At 63.5% G+C, this 18,835-nt stretch carries 18 protein-coding genes; 16 read left to right on the top strand and 2 right to left on the bottom strand.

Annotated features, from left to right (window positions below; genetic code table 11):
* Positions 1–99: 99 nt before the first annotated feature.
* The 7 genes from alaS to ACUCCZ_RS04970 are packed head-to-tail and all read left to right on the top strand — an operon-like array spanning position 100 to position 7,984.
* Entirely contained in the window at positions 100–2,778 is a 2,679-nt protein-coding gene (gene alaS / locus ACUCCZ_RS05000; protein WP_435916527.1) for an alanine--tRNA ligase, read from the top strand.
* Positions 2,779–2,813: 35 nt separating this feature from the next.
* Positions 2,814–3,257, top strand: a complete 444-nt coding sequence (gene ruvX / locus ACUCCZ_RS04995) for a Holliday junction resolvase RuvX (protein WP_171048567.1) — start codon at positions 2,814–2,816, stop codon at positions 3,255–3,257.
* A complete protein-coding gene (gene mltG / locus ACUCCZ_RS04990) occupies positions 3,254–4,363 on the top strand; it encodes an endolytic transglycosylase MltG (RefSeq protein WP_063279946.1) in 1,110 nt (369 codons plus the stop codon). Before ruvX ends, mltG begins: the two co-directional genes overlap by 4 nt.
* A gap of 16 nt (positions 4,364–4,379) precedes the next feature.
* Positions 4,380–5,186 (top strand): shikimate dehydrogenase, encoded by an 807-nt coding sequence (locus ACUCCZ_RS04985; RefSeq protein ID WP_435916526.1) that lies wholly within the window; start codon positions 4,380–4,382, stop codon positions 5,184–5,186.
* 13 nt (positions 5,187–5,199) lie between these two features.
* Positions 5,200–6,396, top strand: a complete 1,197-nt coding sequence (gene aroC / locus ACUCCZ_RS04980; protein WP_435916525.1) for a chorismate synthase — start codon at positions 5,200–5,202, stop codon at positions 6,394–6,396.
* On the top strand, positions 6,393–6,908 hold the full coding sequence (locus ACUCCZ_RS04975; RefSeq protein WP_270236099.1) for a shikimate kinase: 516 nt from the start codon (positions 6,393–6,395) through the stop codon (positions 6,906–6,908). The genes aroC and ACUCCZ_RS04975 overlap by 4 nt, the downstream gene beginning before the upstream one ends.
* Positions 6,905–7,984, top strand: a complete 1,080-nt coding sequence (locus ACUCCZ_RS04970; protein WP_435916524.1) for a 3-dehydroquinate synthase family protein — start codon at positions 6,905–6,907, stop codon at positions 7,982–7,984. The genes ACUCCZ_RS04975 and ACUCCZ_RS04970 overlap by 4 nt, the downstream gene beginning before the upstream one ends.
* Positions 7,985–8,314: 330 nt before the next feature.
* Here the strand turns inward: ACUCCZ_RS04970 and ACUCCZ_RS04965 are convergent, their stop codons facing one another.
* A complete protein-coding gene (locus ACUCCZ_RS04965) occupies positions 8,315–9,199 on the bottom strand; it encodes an endonuclease domain-containing protein (RefSeq protein ID WP_435917002.1) in 885 nt (294 codons plus the stop codon).
* A gap of 386 nt (positions 9,200–9,585) precedes the next feature.
* Here ACUCCZ_RS04965 and ACUCCZ_RS04960 point away from each other — a divergent pair, with 386 nt between their 5' ends.
* Positions 9,586–9,735, top strand: coding sequence for a P-type ATPase actuator domain-containing protein (locus ACUCCZ_RS04960; protein WP_435916522.1), 150 nt, complete (start codon positions 9,586–9,588; stop codon positions 9,733–9,735).
* Positions 9,736–10,304: 569 nt separating this feature from the next.
* On the opposite strand, the gene ppk2 is transcribed toward ACUCCZ_RS04960, so the two are convergent.
* Positions 10,305–11,255 carry a polyphosphate kinase 2 gene (gene ppk2, locus ACUCCZ_RS04955; protein ID WP_435917001.1) on the bottom strand — a complete coding sequence of 317 codons (951 nt, stop codon included), beginning with the start codon at positions 11,253–11,255 and terminating at the stop codon, positions 10,305–10,307.
* Between the two features lie 230 nt (positions 11,256–11,485).
* Between ppk2 and efp the strand changes: the two genes are divergently transcribed.
* The 8 genes from efp to ACUCCZ_RS04915 all read left to right on the top strand — a co-directional run bounded on the left by efp (position 11,486) and on the right by ACUCCZ_RS04915 (position 18,814).
* Entirely contained in the window at positions 11,486–12,055 is a 570-nt protein-coding gene (efp, locus tag ACUCCZ_RS04950; RefSeq protein WP_435917000.1) for an elongation factor P, read from the top strand.
* Complete coding sequence (nusB, locus tag ACUCCZ_RS04945; protein WP_435916521.1) at positions 12,052–12,840, top strand: transcription antitermination factor NusB; 789 nt, start codon at positions 12,052–12,054, stop codon at positions 12,838–12,840. Before efp ends, nusB begins: the two co-directional genes overlap by 4 nt.
* A 90-nt stretch (positions 12,841–12,930) precedes the next feature.
* Positions 12,931–13,251, top strand: a complete 321-nt coding sequence (gene mihF / locus ACUCCZ_RS04940; RefSeq protein WP_435916520.1) for an integration host factor, actinobacterial type — start codon at positions 12,931–12,933, stop codon at positions 13,249–13,251.
* 51 nt (positions 13,252–13,302) lie between these two features.
* Positions 13,303–13,902 carry a guanylate kinase gene (gene gmk, locus ACUCCZ_RS04935; RefSeq protein ID WP_435916519.1) on the top strand — a complete coding sequence of 200 codons (600 nt, stop codon included), beginning with the start codon at positions 13,303–13,305 and terminating at the stop codon, positions 13,900–13,902.
* A 20-nt stretch (positions 13,903–13,922) separates the two neighbouring features.
* Positions 13,923–14,270 carry a DNA-directed RNA polymerase subunit omega gene (gene rpoZ / locus ACUCCZ_RS04930; protein WP_435916518.1) on the top strand — a complete coding sequence of 116 codons (348 nt, stop codon included), beginning with the start codon at positions 13,923–13,925 and terminating at the stop codon, positions 14,268–14,270.
* Between the two features lie 12 nt (positions 14,271–14,282).
* Positions 14,283–15,515, top strand: coding sequence for a bifunctional phosphopantothenoylcysteine decarboxylase/phosphopantothenate--cysteine ligase CoaBC (gene coaBC, locus ACUCCZ_RS04925; protein WP_435916517.1), 1,233 nt, complete (start codon positions 14,283–14,285; stop codon positions 15,513–15,515).
* A 40-nt stretch (positions 15,516–15,555) separates the two neighbouring features.
* Positions 15,556–16,752 carry a methionine adenosyltransferase gene (gene metK, locus ACUCCZ_RS04920; protein ID WP_435916516.1) on the top strand — a complete coding sequence of 399 codons (1,197 nt, stop codon included), beginning with the start codon at positions 15,556–15,558 and terminating at the stop codon, positions 16,750–16,752.
* A gap of 52 nt (positions 16,753–16,804) precedes the next feature.
* Positions 16,805–18,814 (top strand): primosomal protein N', encoded by a 2,010-nt coding sequence (locus ACUCCZ_RS04915; protein ID WP_435916515.1) that lies wholly within the window; start codon positions 16,805–16,807, stop codon positions 18,812–18,814.
* Positions 18,815–18,835 lie beyond the last annotated feature (21 nt).

Here is an 18,835-nt window from a genome sequence, read left to right as displayed (position 1 = left end):
TACCGCGCGTCCGGGTAGGGTTGGGACCCGGTATGTCCTGAAAATCTGTCAGGATTTCCCACAGGCCACAATCAGCGACCACGTCAAGAAGGACCAGGCATGAGAACAGCGGAGATCGGACAGCGCTTCGTCGACTTCTTCGAGAACAAGGGTCACGCAGTGGTGCCGAGCGCCTCGCTGTTGTACAACGACCCCACCCTGCTGTTCGTCAATGCCGGCATGGTGCCGTTCAAGCCCTACCTCATGGGCTCCGAGCCTTCCCCGTGGAAACGCGCCACCAGCATCCAGAAGTGCGTCCGTACCCTCGACATCGACGAGGTCGGCAAGACCACCCGCCACGGCACCTTCTTCCAGATGCTGGGCAACTTCTCCTTCGGTGACTACTTCAAGAATGAGGCCATCCAGTACGCCTGGGAGCTCGTCGCCAAGCCTGCCGATCAGGGTGGATTCGGCTTTGACCCGGCCAGCATCTGGGTGACGGTCCTCGGCCCGGGATTCCATCCGGACTACCCCGAGGGCGACATCGAGGCGCGCGAGGCCTGGCGAGCCGTCGGGGTTCCCGATGAGCACATCCAGGGCCGTTCCCTCAAGGACAACTACTGGCACATGGGCGTCCCCGGTCCGGGCGGCCCCTGCTCCGAGATCTACATCGACCGTGGTCCGGCTTACGGCCCCGACGGAGGTCCGCAGGCCGATGAGGATCGTTACCTCGAGATCTGGAACCTCGTGTTCGAGACCGAGGATCTGTCCGCGGTTCGCGCCAAGGACGACTTCGACATCGCCGGCCCGCTGCGCAGCCTCAACATCGACACCGGCGCTGGTCTGGAGCGCATCGCGTACCTGCTCCAGGGCGTCGACAACATGTACGAGATTGACCAGGTCTTCCCCGTCATCGAGAAGGCTTCGGAGATGTCGGGCAGGCGTTATGGCGCCAACCATGACGACGACGTCCGGCTGCGCGTGGTTGCCGACCACGTCCGTTCCGGCCTCATGCTCATGACCGACGGCGTCACCCCCGGCAACGAGGCTCGTGGATATGTGCTTCGTCGTCTGCTGCGTCGCGTCGTCCGTGCCATGCGTCTGCTCGGTGTGGAGGATCCGGTGCTACCTGAGCTGCTGCCGGTCTCCCGTGACCTCATGTCGGCTTCCTTCCCGGACGTCCTCGCTCAGTGGGATCGCGTCATCGGGGCTGCCACTGCCGAGGAGGAGACCTTCCGTCGTACCCTCAGCGCCGGTACCGCGATGCTCGACGCCGCGGTGGCAGACACCAGAGCTGCGGGCTCCAAGACCCTGTCTGGCGATAAGGCCTTCCAGTTGCACGACACCTACGGTTTCCCGATTGACCTCACCCTTGAGATGGCGGCCGAACAGGGCCTGCAGGTCGACCGTGACAAGTTCACCGCCCTGATGGCCGAGCAGCGCGCCCGTGCCAAGGCAGACTCCAAGGCCAAGAAGGGCCTGCTCACCGACCCGGAGGCTTACTCCCAGGTGCGCGCCCTCGGCGAGACTCCCTTCCTCGGCTACACGGATCTGACCGTCGACACCACCGTCACTGGCATTATCGCCAACGGTGCCTCCGTCACGGTTGCCGAGTCCGGATCAGTCGTCGAGGTCGTGCTCGCCGAGACCCCGTTCTACGCCGAGATGGGTGGCCAGGACTCCGACTCCGGCATCATCCGCGCCAATGGCTTCGATCTCGAGGTCCTGGACGTCCAGCGCCCGGTTCCCGGCCTCATCGTCCACAAGGTACGTCTCGACGGAGACCTCGCTGTCGGTGACAAGGTGACCGCGCAGGTCAACCCGACCACCCGTTTTGGAGCTTGCCAGGCCCACACCGCCACCCACGTCATCCACGCAGCCCTGCGCGAGCTGGTCGGGCCGTCGGCCACCCAGGCCGGCTCCTACAACAAGCCCGGCTACCTGCGTTTCGACTTCTCGGCCACCAAGGGACTCTCGGAATCCCTCAAGGAGGAGATCGAGGAGCGCTGCAACGTCGCCATCCACGACGACTTCGAGGTCACCGACACCCAGATGCCTCTTGAGGATGCCAAGGCCATGGGAGCGATGGCCATGTTCGGCGAGAAGTACCCGCCGATCGTGCGCGTCGTCGAACTGGCCGGCCCGTGGTCCCGCGAGTTGTGCGGTGGCACTCACGTCGCCTCCACCGGTCGTATCGGCATGCTGAGCCTGCTGAGCGAACAATCGGTCGGTTCAGGGACTCGCCGCGTCGAGGCGCTGGTCTCCACCGATGCCTTCCGCCACATGGCTGCCGAACGTGCCCTGGTCAACGAGCTCACCGGCATCCTCAAGGTGCAGCCTGACCAGCTGGCCGACCGCGTCTCCAAGCTCGCTGCCGACCTCAAGGACGCTGAGCACAGGCTGGCCGCCGCCCGCACCCGCGAACTCATGGGGCAGGTTGACGACATCGTCGCCGGTGCCACCCCGGCCGGGTCCTTTGACCTCATCGCGGCCAGGGTGCCTGGTGTTCTTGGCAACGACCTGCGCACCCTGGCCTCCGAGGTCCGGGTCCGCGTCAAGGATCGCCCGGCGGTCGTCACCCTCATCGGAGGTACAGACGACAAGCCCGCCATGATCGTCGCGACGACTGAGTCCGCTCGCGCCGCCGGAGCCAGGGCTGGTGCCCTCATTAAGGCCGGCACGGGGCCGATCGGTGGCCGCGGTGGCGGCAAGGACGACATGGCTCAAGGTGCTGGCAGCGATGCTTCTGGCATCGACGCCGCTCTTCGTGCCGTCAATGCTGAGCTGACTGCGCTGTGAACCCCGAGGAGCGCCCCGATACCTCCCTGCGCGGTGTGAGGATCGCTGTCGACTGGGGGAAGGCCCGGATTGGTGTGGCTGCGAGTGACCGTGATGCCATCCTTGCCTTCCCGGTCGAAACGGTGCAGACCGCGAATCGTCCGGTACAGCGCCTGGCCGAGATTGTCGCCGAGTATGAGCCCGTCGAGGTCATCATGGGCCTCCCGGTGGCCCTCGACGGCACCGAGAAGATCGCCGCGCGGGATGTTCGGCAGGCCGGACATCAGCTTGCCGAGGCCATCAGTCCGATTCCGGTGCGCTGGGTCGATGAAAGGATGACGACACGTACGGCCGCTCGTGCTCTCCACGATGCCGGGCGAGACGCGCGCAAACAGCGTGGCGTTATTGATCAGGTGGCTGCGGTGGCCATACTGGAGCACGTGTTGGAGCAAGTCCGGTCGGCCCGATCGGCGACGACGACAGGAGGGACGGATTCGTGAGCGGACCGTTCGACGAACAGGATGACCCCAAGGCGGAGTTCTGGTACAAGTTTCGCAGTGCTGTGGCGGTCATCTTGTCCTTGGCGGTTCTCGTTGGTGGGTGCGTCTTCGTCGGTGTCAAGACCTATGACGCCTACATCTCGTACAAGTCGGCCGACGACTACCTCGGAGACGGTGAGAAGGACGTCCTGGTGCGTGTGCCCTCGGGCGCGTCGGTGAGCGAGGTCGGATCGATCCTGCTCGACAACGACGTCATCAAGTCGACGAAGGCCTACAACAAGGCCATTCGCGAGTCGGAGTCTGACGTCACGATCCAGGCCGGCCAGTACAAGCTCAAGACCCACATGAGCGCGGCGAAGGCTGTCTCCATCCTGGGCAACCCGGACAACATCCAGCGCACTCGCGTCACCCTTCCCGAGGGACTGACAACCGAGGAACAGTTCGCCATCATGGCCAAGGGCACCACCATGCCCGTCGACAGTTTCAAGGTCGCGTACAAGCAGACCAAGAAGCTTGGCCTGCCGGTGTGGGCCAAGGACCGTCCGGAGGGTTTCCTCTTCCCCGACACCTACGAGGTGGGTTCCAACCCGACACCGCTGGAGATTCTGCAGATGCAGGCGAACCAGTTCGTCAAACAGGTGAACACCATGAACTTCATGGGTCAGGCCCAGGCCATCAAGCGCAGTCCCTATGATGCCCTCATCGTCGCCTCCATCCTGGAGAAGGAGGCCAGGAACCCCAAGGACATGAGGATGGTCGCCGGCATCATCTACAACCGTCTCAACCAGGGTATGAAGGTGGAGTCGGATGCGACGGTGCTGTACGCCAACCATGCCGACGGAAAGCTGACGACGACCGACGAGCAGCGTGCCAAGGACTCTCCTTACAACACCTACCTGCACAACGGCCTCCCACCGACTCCCATCAACAATCCTGGTGCGGCGTCGATGGAGGCGGCCGTGACCCCGATCAAGAGCGACTACCTGTACTGGGTCGTCACGGATCCCGACAAGGGGACGACGGCCTATGCCAAGACCCTGGCCGATCACGAGAAGAATGTGAAGAAGTTCCAGGCGTGGTGTCAGGCCCACAAGGGCAAGTGCTGATCGGGGGGAGTTGACGATGCGGTGCGCGGTTGTTGGTCATCCAGTGGCTCATTCCGTGTCGCCGGCAATCCACCGGGCCGCATATCGGGTTCTCGGACTGGACTGGTCCTATGACGCCGTTGACGTCGAGCCCGGTGGACTGCGCACCTTCGTCGATGAGCTGGACGAGTCGTGGCGCGGCTTGTCGGTGACGATGCCCCACAAGGTTGATCTCAGTGAGTTGGGGGAGGCCGACGAGACCGTCGAACTGCTCGGAGCGGCGAACACCTGGGTGCGTCGTGACGGGAGAGCCATCGTCCGTAACACCGACGTGACCGGCGCCGGGGTTGCGCTTCGGTCTCGGGGCGTCACCGGGGTTGGGAAGGTCGTCATGCTCGGAGCGGGGGCGACGGCACGGTCAGTTCTTGCCGCTGCCGTCCAACTGGGGACAGACGAGGTCATCATCATGTCGCGCTCTCGCGATCGGTCGACCGAGATCCTTGAGCTTGCCAACCGTCTTGGGATCCGCGTCGCCTGGTTGCCCTTCGAGTCCGAGCCGTCGCGTTGTGACCTCATGGTCTCGACGGTTCCGGCCGGGTCCCTCATGGACCGGGCTGAGGACCTCGCTGCCCGTGCTGACGCCGTCTTCGACGTCATTTACGACCCGTGGCCGACGCCGCTGACGGTGGCTGGGGAGAACGCCGGCATCACGATTATCGATGGCCTCGACCTGCTCGCCGGACAGGCCGTCGACCAGGTTCGTCTCATGACGGGCCATGACGTTCCCATGGATGTCTTGAGGTCCACAGCGCAGAACGCTCTGGCTGAGCGCGCACGCCTTTGAGAGACTGGGCTCCATGTTGCGTTACCTCACTGCCGGGGAGTCTCACGGCGCTGCCCTTGTCGCGACGATGGAGGGCATCCCGGCCCATGTCCGCGTCGGGGCCGACGAGATTTCAGAGGAGTTGCGGCGTCGTCGCCTCGGGGTGGGGCGAGGGGCCCGGATGTCCTTCGAAGCCGATGAGTTGGAGCTGATCGCGGGATTCCGTCGCGGGGAGACCCTCGGCGATCCCATCGCGATCCAGATCGGTAACTCCGAATGGGATAAGTGGCGTACCGTCATGGCCCCCGGACCGGTATCCCCCGAGGAGCTGGCCGGTCAGGCTCGTGGAGCTGCTCTGACCCGTCCCCGTCCGGGACACGCTGACCTCGCGGGTATGCAGAAGTACGACTTTGATGAGGCCCGGCCGATCCTGGAACGCGCATCGGCCCGTGAAACCGCTGCGCGAGTGGCCCTGGGAGCAATTGCCAAGGCCTTCCTCAAACAGGCCCTCGACGTCGATGTGTTGTCCCATGTCGTGTCCCTCGGGCCTATCGAGTGTCCTGAGGATGTGCGGCCGGAACCGGCGGATCTGGCCCGTATTGACGCTGATCCGGTGCGTTGTACTGACCCGGCCACGAGCGAGCGGATGGTTGCTGAGGTGGAGGCGTGCCGCAAGGAGGGCGAGACCATGGGTGGTGTCGTCGAGGTGTTGGCATATGGCCTGCCTGCCGGGTTGGGATCCCACAGCCAGGGGGACCGACGACTCGATGCGCGTCTCGCCGGAGCACTCATGGGGATCCAGGCCATCAAGGGCGTCGAACTGGGGGACGGCTTTGAGCTGGCCCGTCGTCGCGGCTCTCAGGCCCATGACTGGATGGAGCCGACCGAGGCGGGTATCCACCGCATGAGTGATCGTGCGGGCGGTACCGAGGGCGGCATGTCCACCGGCCAGGTGTTGCGGGTGAGGGCGGCCATGAAGCCCATCGCAACTGTTCCCCGTGCCCTGCCGACGATCGACACCACCACGGGTGAGGCCGCCACGGCCCATCATCAGCGTTCCGACGTCTGCGCGGTCCCGGCGGCAGGTGTCGTGGCCGAGGCCATGGTTGCCCTGGTGCTGGCCGAGTGCGCCCTGGACAAGTTCGGCGGAGACTCGGTGGCCGAGACCCGCCGTAACGCTCAGGCCTACCTGGGTCGCCTGGCCGAACGCGGTCTGGTGGTGGCCCCGTGAGTGTCATCGTCCTCATCGGTGCTCCAGGGTCCGGCAAGTCGACGGTGGGGCCGCTCTTGGCTGAGCGCCTGGAGGAGGAGTTCGTCGACGTCGATGCTCTCATCGAGCAGGTCGAGGGGCGCGACATCCCGGAGATCTTCCTCGTCGAGGGAGAGCCGTACTTCCGCCAGGTGGAGAGGCGGGAGACCCTCGCTGCGATCGAACGCGGCGGGGTGGTTTCCCTCGGTGGGGGAGCGCCGGTCGACATCGAGGTCGGTAAGGCCTTGGACCAGGTGTGCGTCGTCTGGCTGGACGTCTCGGCTCGTACCGCGGCTGACCGGGTGGGGCTGAAGGACACCGGCCGACCACTGTTGGGAGGCCAAGTGCACTCGCAATTGGTGCGGCTCATGAAGGATAGGCGAGCGGTGTATGAGCGCCCGGCAACTATCCGAGTGGCCACCGACAAACTGACCCCTGACCAGGTCGTCGAGGCGATCATGAGTGAGCTGGCCGACCTGGAGGGGGAGTCATGAGCCGTGTCGAGGTACCAACGGCGCAGCCCTACCAGGTGCGGATTGGCCCCGGCGCGGTGACGGAACTGCCCACTCTGGTGGCAGGACGCAGGGTCGCCGTGGTGTGTCCCCAGCCACTCGTGGACCGCGTCGGGCGACTTGGAATTCACGATCCGGTCGTCATCGAGGTGCCGGACGCCGAGGCCGCCAAGTCACCTGATGTGCTGGCCCGCGGTTGGCAGGGCCTGGCCGAGGCTGGCATGACTCGCGGCGACGTCATCGTCGGTCTCGGTGGGGGAGCCGCCACGGATCTCGCCGGGTTCCTGGCGGCGACCTGGATGCGCGGGGTCGACGCCATCCAGATCCCGACGACGGTGCTCGCGATGGCCGATGCCGCGATCGGCGGCAAGACCGGTATCAACATTCCTGCCGGGAAGAACCTCGTCGGTGCCTTCCATGAGCCGAAGGCCGTGCTGTGTGACACCGATCTCTTGACGACCCTGTCTGTTCGTGAGGTGCGATCGGGCTTGGCGGAGATCGTCAAGTGTGGGTTCATCAATGACCCGGTGATCCTGGATCTTGTTGCCGGACAGGACGTTCTCGACGTCACCTCGGCGGCTTTCGTCGAGGTGCTGACCAGGGCGGTCGCAGTGAAGGCCGAGGTTGTCAGTGGTGATCTGCACGAGCGAACCTCCTCGAGCGGACACGTTGGCCGCGAGAGATTGAATTATGGGCACACCTTGGCCCACGCCGTCGAGGCCCACAAGCATTTCACCTGGCGTCACGGGGAGGCGGACTCCGTCGGGATGGTCTTCGCTGCTGAGTTGTCTCGACGGTACCTAGGACTGTCCGACGGGGAGGTCTCTCGTACTCGGGCCATCCTGTCGGGTATCGGACTGCCCATCACCTTCGACGAGGTCGCGTGGTCGGAGCTGCGCGAGACGATGGACCTCGACAAGAAGACTCGACTCGACCCACAGACTGGCCGCCGTGTGTTGAGGTTCGTCGGCATCAGTGAGCCTGGTGAGGCCGCGATGATCGCGGATCCCGATGAGGACGTGCTGGTCGAGTGTTACAGGAGCCTGCAGGCTTCCTGATGCTGCGGGTCAGTCGCTGTGAGGCGGTTCCTGCCGTCGATCTCTTCGCCCTTCGGTCGGGAAAACTGCCCGTTCGTCATCACGACGCCCCGTCACATCTCGCTGATCACAAGCTGGTGTCCCCGATGACGAGTCCGCCTCCCCTAACCATTACGAGTGCATCTGTGTGTTCGGAGGTCTTCATCCTCTCGTGTGGCGATCCCGGTTGTGAAGGCTGAGATTGCTACGTGTGGCAGCACATTGCGTGGTCATGACCGATATCGCCACAGCCGCACGGGATGAAAACCTGGAACAGTGATCTTATTAGTCCAGTGTCTGGCGAGAAGGTCGCTAGGCGGTGCCAAGGCCCATCATGATGCTCCGCAACACCGGTTCGCTGAACATGGCCTTGGGTCGGTGACGGCGATGGAGATGAGAGGCCAACCAGTCAAGCACGAATTGAGGATTCCGCCGGATCATGGTCGGGGTGGTGTGGAGCACCTTCCACCCGTGCCGGTCGAGATGGGCGGACCGCATCATCGTCGCCTCGTAACCATCCGCGGTGCCATGCATCTTCCTGCCGTCGATCTCGAGGGCCACCTTTTCCTCCTCGAAAGCTTGGTCGAGGTAGAAGTAGCGGTCGCCGACCTGAACCTTGTGGTTTGGTTTGTGTCCGGTTATCCCAACTGCCCTCAGCATTCGGCCCATCTCCAACTCGGGAATCGACCAGGCTACCAACGTGATGTCAGCCAGAGCGGCATCAACTTGGACCTTCGGGAACCGCCCGGTGAGCCCCCTACGCGCCTTTCGGCAGCTCCCAGGAGTGACGATGCGCTGGCGCAGCGCTTCGCACACCCATTCCCATTCGCCTTGGACGGCCAGCATCAGGACTGACACCTCGGGTGTGGCGAGACGAACTCTCTCCCTTTCAGTGATGAATCGGTGCGGTACATGCCAGCGATGAACCTGGATGGCTGGACGAACGAGGCTGCGGGTTCGGGAGAATGCCTCGACCTCGGCGACGCTGCGCAAGTCCATCGGTCGAGCCGATCCCGGGGCCCTCATGCCGAGAAGGATGAGGGCCGCCTTGCCGACGAGAACGACATCTCGGTGCCACAGGAAGAGTGCCCGGATGATCGTCTGTGGGTCGCGAGCAAGCGAGGCTGCGGCAACTACTCCGGGCAGGATCCGGACTGCGTCTCCGCGGGCCACTGCACGGTCCGCTTGGCCTCGAATGTAGCTGTGGCGGTGAATACGGGCGACACCGCGGCGCTCGATCTGGTCTTGAAAGGTCTTCACGCCTTCAGTTGTCGTCGGAGACCGTGAAATCTGTCAGGCAATGTCAGATCTGTGGACAACTGTCTGTTGGTCGAGGTTCTTGCGACGTCGCTCGGTGCCCAACGCTGGGCATCATCAAGATTGCCACAGGGAGGAGAAGAGGGGAGGTCGACACACCGCCCATCGATTCACCCTGTTGCGTGCTGGGAATGACCGTCAACAGGAATCGCAGGGTTGCTGCTCGGCATCAACCACGCTGACTACCTTCATGTGAGCGAAAAATACGCAGCCATGTCTTTGTGGTGTCGACAGCGACTACGTCGACCCCGTGGCGGAGGGGCCCCGTGAACGATTTGGCCGAAGGCGTGGGTGACTTCGTCGTCATCTCTCCAGGCGACCGCATCGCCATGGATGGAGCCGTCGAAACTGGTGTATCCGAGGTTGATCAGTTCCGGATCACTGGAGGTCCGATGCCGGTCGCAGCCGTTGAGTAGTTCAGTGAACATCCGGTTGACTGCGTCATCTGTGCGGGTCGTGATTCGCCAGCCCCTATGGCCGCGGAGTTCCGTCAAGAGTTTGGGCATGGTGTTTCAGGTGGCGTGAGCGGCCGCCATGTCGGGGTCAGCCGCCGTGTCCCACCGGGTTTTCCACGGATACGACCGCGCGGTCACACGTATGGGTGAACGACGAGTGGATTGACGCAATCCAGTTCATTGACGAGGATCGCGCCAAACTGCGTCCGATCGGAAACGCCGATGTCGCCTCGGAACTCATGGTGTCGGGACACAAGATGGTCATGGTCGGTCATGGCGTCAACGACGTTCCCGCTCTTTCGGCAGCAACTGTCGGAGTGGGCATGGGTGCTGCATCGAGATGGCCCGACGATCTGCCGACGTCATCCTCATCTCCTCGAGCCTTGCCAACTTTGCCCAGCGCCTTCAACGTGCTGGAAGGCGAGACGGGGGGTAGTGCGATGTCGCCAGGAGGGGGCCGTGGCACATCAGCACGCCATGAGTTCTGCCGTCAGGGCTGCCACCACTCAACCTCGTCGAGCCAGCACCACTCAGTCTCCAACCATGTCTCGGGCTCGACGTACCAACCGAGGGTCGGGCTGACTGACTACATCGGTATCTTTGCCTTCGTAATCATATTGGGACAGGAAATACCTCATGGCATTGAGACGCGCGCGTTTCTTGTCGTTGGACTTGATGCAAATCCACGGGGCAGCATCGGTGTCAGTAGCGGCGAACATCTCTTCCTTGGCGCGGGTGTAGTCGTCCCAACGTCCCAAGGATTCCAGGTCCATAGGAGAGAGCTTCCAGCGGCGAACTGGATCAAGCTGACGAATGGCAAATCGGGTGCGTTGTTCCTGACGGGTCACCGAGAACCAGAACTTGGTGACGTGAATTCCCGACTCGATCATCATCTCCTCAAGGATTGGTGCTTGACGCAGGAAGACTCGATGCTCTTCGTCGGTACAGAACCCCATCACTCGCTCGACACCGCCGCGGTTGTACCAGGATCGGTCGAAGAGGACGATCTCGCCAGCAGTGGGGAAGTGTTGGATGTACCGCTGGAAGTTCCACTGACCGAGCTCGCGGTCCGAGGGCTTGTCGAGGGCGACGGTACGGCAGCGACGGGGATTGAGATGCTCACTGAATCTCTTGATTGCCCCACCCTTTCCTGCGGCGTCGCGTCCCTCGAAGACGATGACGTGGCGCTCGCCGGTGTCGTCAATGGAGTATTGCAGCTTGAGAAGCTCAATTTGCAGCAACCTTTTCTGGGTTTCGTACTCGCGCCTGTCCATGAGATTCGGATAGGGGTAGTCCTCATGCCATGTCTCCACGGCGGAACCGTCAGGAGCGATGAGTTCGGGATCGTCTCCGTGCTCATCGGAATCGACGACATATCCGGCATCAGCGACCAGATCAATGAATTCGCGCAGTGAGTGCTGGTCGGAATCCGTGGCGGGATCGAAGTGGGCCCGCAGCTCAGTGGAGTCGAGGTCGTGCATGGCGACAACGTTACTGACGAGGTGCGCGGCCAAGCCCTCAACGGCATGAACGGGGCGTGACAGGATCATGTCGTGAAGGCGTCGAGTGGTTGGGATGTGTATATCAGGGGCCGGCCCGCTACCGGCAATAGGGGTGAAGGCCTGCGTCCGCTAGACTTGCTCGGGATGTCGGCTGGCGGGCCTCATCCTGATCCATGATCGACGCAATCCACCTCGAAAGGGACCGACCTGTGGTTATCTCCACCAATGACATCAAGAACGGCACCGTTCTCGACCTCGACGGCCAGCTGTGGACGGTCATCTGGTTCCAGCACCACAAGCCGGGTAAGGGAAACACTGTCGTTCGTACCAAGCTCAAGCACGTTCTGAGCGGCAAGGTTGTGGACAAAACCTTCAACTCTGACGTCAAGATCGAGTCGGCCGAGGTCGATCGCCGCGACATGCAGTACCTGTACCAAGATGGTGACGTTTACGTCTTCATGGACGAGACCACTTACGAGCAGCTGCCGATTCCCTCCGAGGTCGTCGGTGACGCCAAGGACTTCATGCTCGAGAACCAGACCGCCACCGTCGCCCTGCACGAGGGCAACCCGCTGTACATTGATCTGCCCGCCTCGGTCGAACTCGAGATCACCTACACCGAGCCTGGCCTGCAGGGTGATCGCTCCACCGGCGGCACCAAGCCAGCCACCCTCGAGACCGGTCGCGAGATCCAGGTCCCGCTTTTCATCACCACTGGTGAGAAGGTCAAGGTCGACACCCGCTCCGGCGACTACCTCGGTCGCATTTCCGAGAAGTGAGTACGAGCACCACTCCCACGCCTGACGACGAGGGCCCCGTCGAGAGGATCGGGGACCTCGAGGTCAGGCGCATCAGCGGAGACATCCAGAAGCACACTGATCTCTCTACGCGGTCCAAGGCTCGCAAACAGGCGCTCGACATTCTGTTCGAGGCTGACCTCATGAGCACCGATCCCCTCGAAGTCCTGGCCGCTCGCCCAGGGGTCTTCACGAACCCGGTGCGCCCGTTCGCAGCTGATCTGGTTCGCGGAGTGGCTGCCTGCCAGGTTGGTCTGGATTCGGTCCTCGCTGATTGCCTCTCCGAGGGCTGGACGCTGGCTCGGATGCCGCGCGTCGACCGTGCTCTCGCTCGCCTGGCCGCCTTCGAGATTCTGCACACGGATACGCCGGACCCGGCCGTCATCTCTGAGGCCATTGAGTTGAGCGAGGAGTTCTCGACGGATGACTCGGCGCCATTCCTCAACGGTCTGCTGAACGCCGTCATTGCCCACGGCCCTGCCCGGGTGGAGGATGTGTCCTCTGCGGACGTCCTCCCCCCGCACACTGTTGGTGAAGACGAGAACAGAGCCGAACCACCAGATGGAACCGAGCAGCTGCGGATGAAGGTCACCTCAGATTCCGACTCTGTCTCCGACGAGGCTGACAATGTGGGTCTGGCTACCGAAAATGTCGTAGAGTCCACGAAACTCTCTGGTGGAGCCGATCTGGAGGCGGAAGAACACCCAACATCCAAAGATCACGAATTGGATACAGATCTCCACAAATCGGACCCAAACTCCGACTAAGCGGACTAGTGTGCCAAAGGTCTCCACCAGGGTTCTGGTGGGAGCCTTTCGCATTGTTCGGAATGGCTGCGCACTTGATCGGAGGGGCTCGTGTCCATACCCACTCTTTCACCGGAACAGCTTTCGGCTGCTCGTGAAGCAGCGACACGGGCCAGGCGAGTCCGAGCTGAGTTCAAGGCGAAGGTTCGCACCGGTGACTTGTCGTTGTCCGAGGCGTTGGACGAGGCTGCCAAGGATGATGTGCTTGCCCACGTCAAGGTTGTTGACCTGCTGAAGGCCCTTCCTCGCGTGGGGGACAAGCGTGCCGCCGAGATCATGGAGCGCCTTGAGATCGCCCCGAATCGTCGCATTCGTGGCCTGGGGCGACATCAGGTCGCTGACCTGCGTGCCGAGTTCGACCATCGTTCCTGAGGTTCCACGCCCCTGCGCGACGTCGTCGCCATGGACCATTAGGGTGTTGCCATGAGCAGCGATCCCACCATCCCACAGGCCCGTGGCCTTCTGCACAACGACCCTGTCAAGGTGGCCGTCGTCTCTGGGCCAACAGCCGTTGGCAAGGGAACGGTGGTGAGCGCGTTGCTGCGTCGCCACCCTGAGATCGTCGTCTCGAGGTCAGTGACGACCCGTCCGCCTCGCCCCACTGAGCGCGACGGAATTGAGTACGACTTCATCAGCCAGGAGCAGTTCGATGACCTTGTTGAGGGTGACGGGCTGCTGGAATGGGCCGTCGTCCACAACAGTCACCGGTACGGCACCCCGCGCAAGCCCGTCGAGAAGGCAGTTGCGAGCGGGCGCACCGTCATTCTTGAGATCGATCTTCAGGGTGCTCGTCAGGTGCGACAGACCTATCCGCAGGCCACTCAGGTCTTTCTCGCCCCGCCGTCGTGGGAGGAGCTCGTGCACCGTTTGATCGGTCGGGGGACGGAGACTCCCGCACAGCAGGAGCGTCGGCTGCAGACAGCTCGTGTGGAGTTGGCGAACGCCGATGAGTTCGACGCCGTTGTCATCAACGACACCGTGGACCATGCCGTTGCCTCTCTGGTAGGGTTGCTGGGTCTATGACCATACTGGGAGGACATTCCTTGACCGAGACCACGCCTGAAGGCATCGTCAACCCGCCCATCGACCAGCTCCTCGAGCACGTCGACTCGAAGTACCGCCTCGTTCTCTTCGCCGCGAAGCGCGCCCGTCAGATCAACGCGTACTACTCGCAGCTGGCGGAGGGGCTGCTGGAGAACGTCGGCCCGCTGGTGGAGACCACCAACCAGGAAAAGCCGCTGTCCATCGCCATGCGTGAGATCCAGGCCGGCGTCGTCGAGGCTCATGAGATGGACGCCGAGGAGATCGCTGCTCAGGCCGAGGCGGCCCAGGAGGCCCCGGCCATCGAGCTCGACGACCCCTTTGCCGACCTCGCTGATCCGAACGCCTGATCTGAGTCCGGCGTGAGTGTCGTTGTCCTCGGCGTCGGAGGAGGAATTGCCGCCTACAAGGCATGTCTGCTCTTGCGGCTCCTTTCCGAGGCTGGCCATGAGGTCCACGTCGTCCCCACCAGGGCTGCTCTCGAATTTGTCGGACGCCCCACGTGGGAGGCACTGAGTGGGCACCCGGTCCACACCGATGTCTTCGACGACGTTCCCGGCGTCGAACACATTCGGCTGGCCGAGCGTGCCGACGTGGTCGTCGTCGCCCCAGCGACCGCCGATCTCATGGCACGGATCGCCGGTGGTCACGCCGACGACCTCCTGACAACGACGATTCTCGCCACGTCCGCGCCCGTTCTGCTGGCTCCCGGCATGCACACCGGGATGTGGCAGAATCCAGCCACTGTTGACAATGTCGCAACCCTGCGTCGTCGCGGCATCGTCGTCAAGGATCCGGCCTCCGGACGTCTCACCGGTCGGGATTCCGGTCCGGGACGTCTGCCCGATCCTGACGAGATCGCCGAGTTCGTTGAGCTTTTGTTGACCTGTCCGGATGCCGCTGACGCAATGTGTCGTCGGGATCTTGCAGGAAAATGCGTCGTCATCTCGTTGGGTGGCACCCGCGAAGCCATTGACCCAGTGCGTTACCTCGGGAACTCCTCCTCCGGACGGATGGGAAGGGCCATCGCTCAGGTGGCAGCTGCTCGCGGTGCGAACGTTCACGTCGTGGCAGCTCATACTGATGTCACCATGCCGTCATGCGTCGAGCTGACGCGGATCTCCAGTACCGAGGACCTCGCCGAGGCCATGGATGATCTGGCACTGGAGGCTGACGTCGTCATCCAGGCCGTTGCAGCTGCCGATTTCGCCCCGGTTTCAGTCAGTACGAAGATCAAGAAATACGAAGAGGGCTCCGTCGGCGCCACGACGACATCCCTTGAGTTACACCAGACTCCTGACGTCCTGGCCCGAATCTGTGCCCAATCGATACCGCACCGGGTCGTCGTCGGGTTTGCCGCCGAGACGGCACCTGACCGTGACCAGCTCCTTGAGCTGGCTCAGGCCAAACTCGCCCGCAAGGGATGCGACCTGTTGGTCGTCAACGACGTGAGCGAGGGGAAGGTGTTCGGCAAGGCCGGCACCGACGTCACTGTGGTCCACCAGCAGGGGCCCGGTCGACGCTTCACCGGATCGAAGTCGCAGGCTGCAGTGGCCATTCTCGACCAGGTCCACACGCTGCTGGCCACTCAGTAACACGATGCGCGGCTTGTGGCCGCGCGGACAGGAAATCACCATGCCCACCACTCGTCTGTTCACATCCGAATCGGTGACGGAAGGCCATCCCGACAAGATTGCTGATGCTATCTCTGACGCCGTCCTCGATGCTCTTCTTGCCGAGGACCCGCATTCCCACGCAGCCGTCGAAACTGTCGTGACGACCGGGCAGGTGATGGTCTGTGGCGAGGTCACCACCGAGGCCTATGTCGACATCGCAGGTATTGCTCGGTCCCGCATCCTCGACATCGGCTACGACTCCTCGGCCAAGGGTTTCGACGGTGCTTCCTGCGGCGTATCGGTGGCGATTGATGCCCAGAGTCCCGACATCGCTCGGGGAGTGACCTCGGCCTACGAGACACGGCACGGTTCCACTGACCTCGTCGACGCCCAGGGCGCCGGCGACCAGGGCCTGATGTTCGGATACGCCTGCACCGAGACCCCGTCCCTCATGCCGCTTCCGATCGACATGGCACACGCCCTGTCCCTGACGCTCACCAAGGTCCGCAAGGAGGGTGCGCTGGACTACCTGTGCCCCGATGGCAAGACCCAGGTCACGATTCGTTACGACGAGAACGACAAGCCGGTGGCGGTGGACACCGTCGTTGTGTCCAGTCAGCATCGTGACGGCGTTGACATTGACGCGACGATGAGCGCGGACCTGCGGCGTCTTGTCATCGACCCGGTGGTGGAGCGTTACGGCCTTGATCACAAGGACATGAGGGTGCTCGTCAACCCGACCGGCAAGTTCGTCATCGGTGGCCCCATGGGCGACGCCGGTCTGACCGGTCGCAAGATCATCGTCGACACCTATGGCGGCATGGCCCGTCACGGTGGCGGTGCCTTCTCCGGCAAGGACCCCTCCAAGGTCGACCGTTCCGCTGCCTACGCCATGCGCTGGGTGGCCAAGAACGTCGTCGCCGCAGGTCTGGCCGACCGCTGCGAGTGCCAGGTGGCTTACGCCATCGGTGCCGCGCGTCCAGTGGGATTCCGCATCGACACCTTCGGGACCAACCATGTTCCCGAGATCGAGATCGAGCGCGCAGTCACCGAGGTCTTCGACCTTCGTCCCGGGGCGATCATTAAGAACCTCGACCTGCTTCGTCCGATTTACTCCCAGCTCGTCGCCGGAGGACACTTCGGACGCGAGCTCCCCGGCATCACCTGGGAGGTGACGGACCGTGCCGAGGCCTTGGCCGCGGCCGCCCGTCTCTGAGAGAACACCACCTGTCGCGATGCCGTCGGTGGTGGGCCGTAGCATCTGACCCATGACCGAACCGCTGCTGGAGACGACCACATGGATTGCCCATGTGGTCGTCTCCACTGGTTTGGCGCACCTAGACCGTCCCTTCGACTACCTCATCCCTGATGACCTCGTCGGTCGGATTCAGGTGGGTGCGCGGGTCAGGGTGAAACTCGCCGGACGACTGTGTGACGGCGTCGTGATGGTGGTCGACCACGAACAGGAACCAGGGGTCAAGCTTTCCCCGGTCGTGAAGCTGATCTCCGAACAGGTCGTGTCGACCCCGAACCAGCTCAGGCTGGCTCGTAAGGTTGCCGATCACTGGGCTGGCACTCTCGACGAGGTGCTCAGGTGGGCCATTCCGACCCGTCACGCGACGACCGAGGCTGCTGACCCGCCGCCGTGGCCAAACCCGTCCGAGACGATGCCGTCAGGCACCTTGCGGGCCCTCACGGATGGACGTCATTTCCTCGACCTGGTGGCAGCCGGCGAGCGTCCCCGAGCTCATTGGCGGGTCACCCCAGTATGCGGCCCAGGAGATGACGAAGGTCTGGGGGACTGGGCCAATGGCCTGTTGCAGGCCGTCTCCGCAGCTCTTGCCTCCGGGCGTAGTGCCATTGTCTGCTGTCCGACCGTCGAGGATGTCACCACCCTCCATTCCAGGTTCGAAGCCGTCCTGGGGGCGGGGACGGTGGCCGTCCTCCACGCTGATCAACCGGCGTCGACGAGATGGCGTCATTATCTGGCCGTCATTCGTGGTACAGCCAAGGTCGTCATCGGCACCAGGTCAGCTGTCATGGCGCCCATCGAGAACATCGGGCTGGTCGCAGTCTGGGACGAGGGCTCCGACCTTCATGACGAGCCCCGAGCTCCCTACCCGAACACCCGGGATGTTGCGGCCCTACGAGCCCAGGTCGACCACGGCGCTCTGCTGTTGGCGAGCTACTCCTGCTCGGTTCGCTGTGCGTCGTGGCTAAGGTCAGGCTGGCTCGTCAGCATCGGGGCAGACCGTCAGACGATGAGATCCGTCTGTGCGCCGGTACGCATCCCAGGCGATTCCGACATCGCTCTGGAACGAGATCCATTGGCCCGGTCCGTGCGGCTGCCTGATCTGGCGATGACGACGATCAGGGAAGGATTGCTGCGTGGACCGGTCCTCGTGTCGGTGCCTCGAGTTGGGGATCTGGTCTCACCATCCTGCTCGGTGTGTCGGACACCCGTGAGATGTCCTTCCTGCGGCGGCCCGGTGACAGGACGGCGTACTGACACGGGAGTTGACCTGCACTGCACTTGGTGCGGCACCCATCTACCTCGGTGGCGTTGCCCCGAGTGCGGTTCCACCGACGTCAGGTCCGGAATCGTCGGAGCGACTACGACGGCCGGCGAACTGGGCCGCGCCTTCCCGGACGTGCCCGTCGTCGACTCCTCGGGAAACCACGTGCGAGACAGCGTCGACCCAGCTCCCAGACTCGTCGTCGCCACGCCGGGGGCTGAACCAGCGCCGGAATCGGGATACTCCTGCGCCGTCATCCTCGATGCGCTGTCCTCCCTGTCTCGACCGGGGCTGGCTGCGGTGGAGCAGACCGTTGATCGCTGGATGGCGATCATGGCCCTCGTCAGATCAGTTCGCGATGGCGGGCGGGTAGTCGTCGTCGGCCCATCGGAGGATGCTGCCTTGCAGGCCATGGTTCGCAACGATCCCATCGGTTGGGCGGCCCGTGAGCTCGAGGACCGACGAGAGGCTCGGTTCCCACCCGCGGTTCCCTGTGGGATCGTCGACGGGGAACCGCAAGCGGTCGCCCTGGCAGCCGAGCGACTGAACGCGGACATGGGGGACAAGCTGGAAGTGCTGGGCCCGGCCCCCCAACAGCGGCGAGCTGGAGAGAGTGAGCGTGACCGGATCATCGTGCGTCCGGTGGGACAACTCTCCGTCGGGGAGTTGTCCTCAGCCCTGTTCCACCTGCGTTCCAAACACACCATGAACCATGAGCAGGGCACTCTGCGCGTCGTCATCGATCCTGCGCATCTCTTGTGAAGCCGGCAGGCGTTGTCCGGC

The organism is Cutibacterium nasicola (assembly GCF_052654715.2).
The sequence above is the reverse complement of the archived record's forward strand: the minus strand, read 5'-3'. Positions and strand labels throughout refer to the sequence as shown.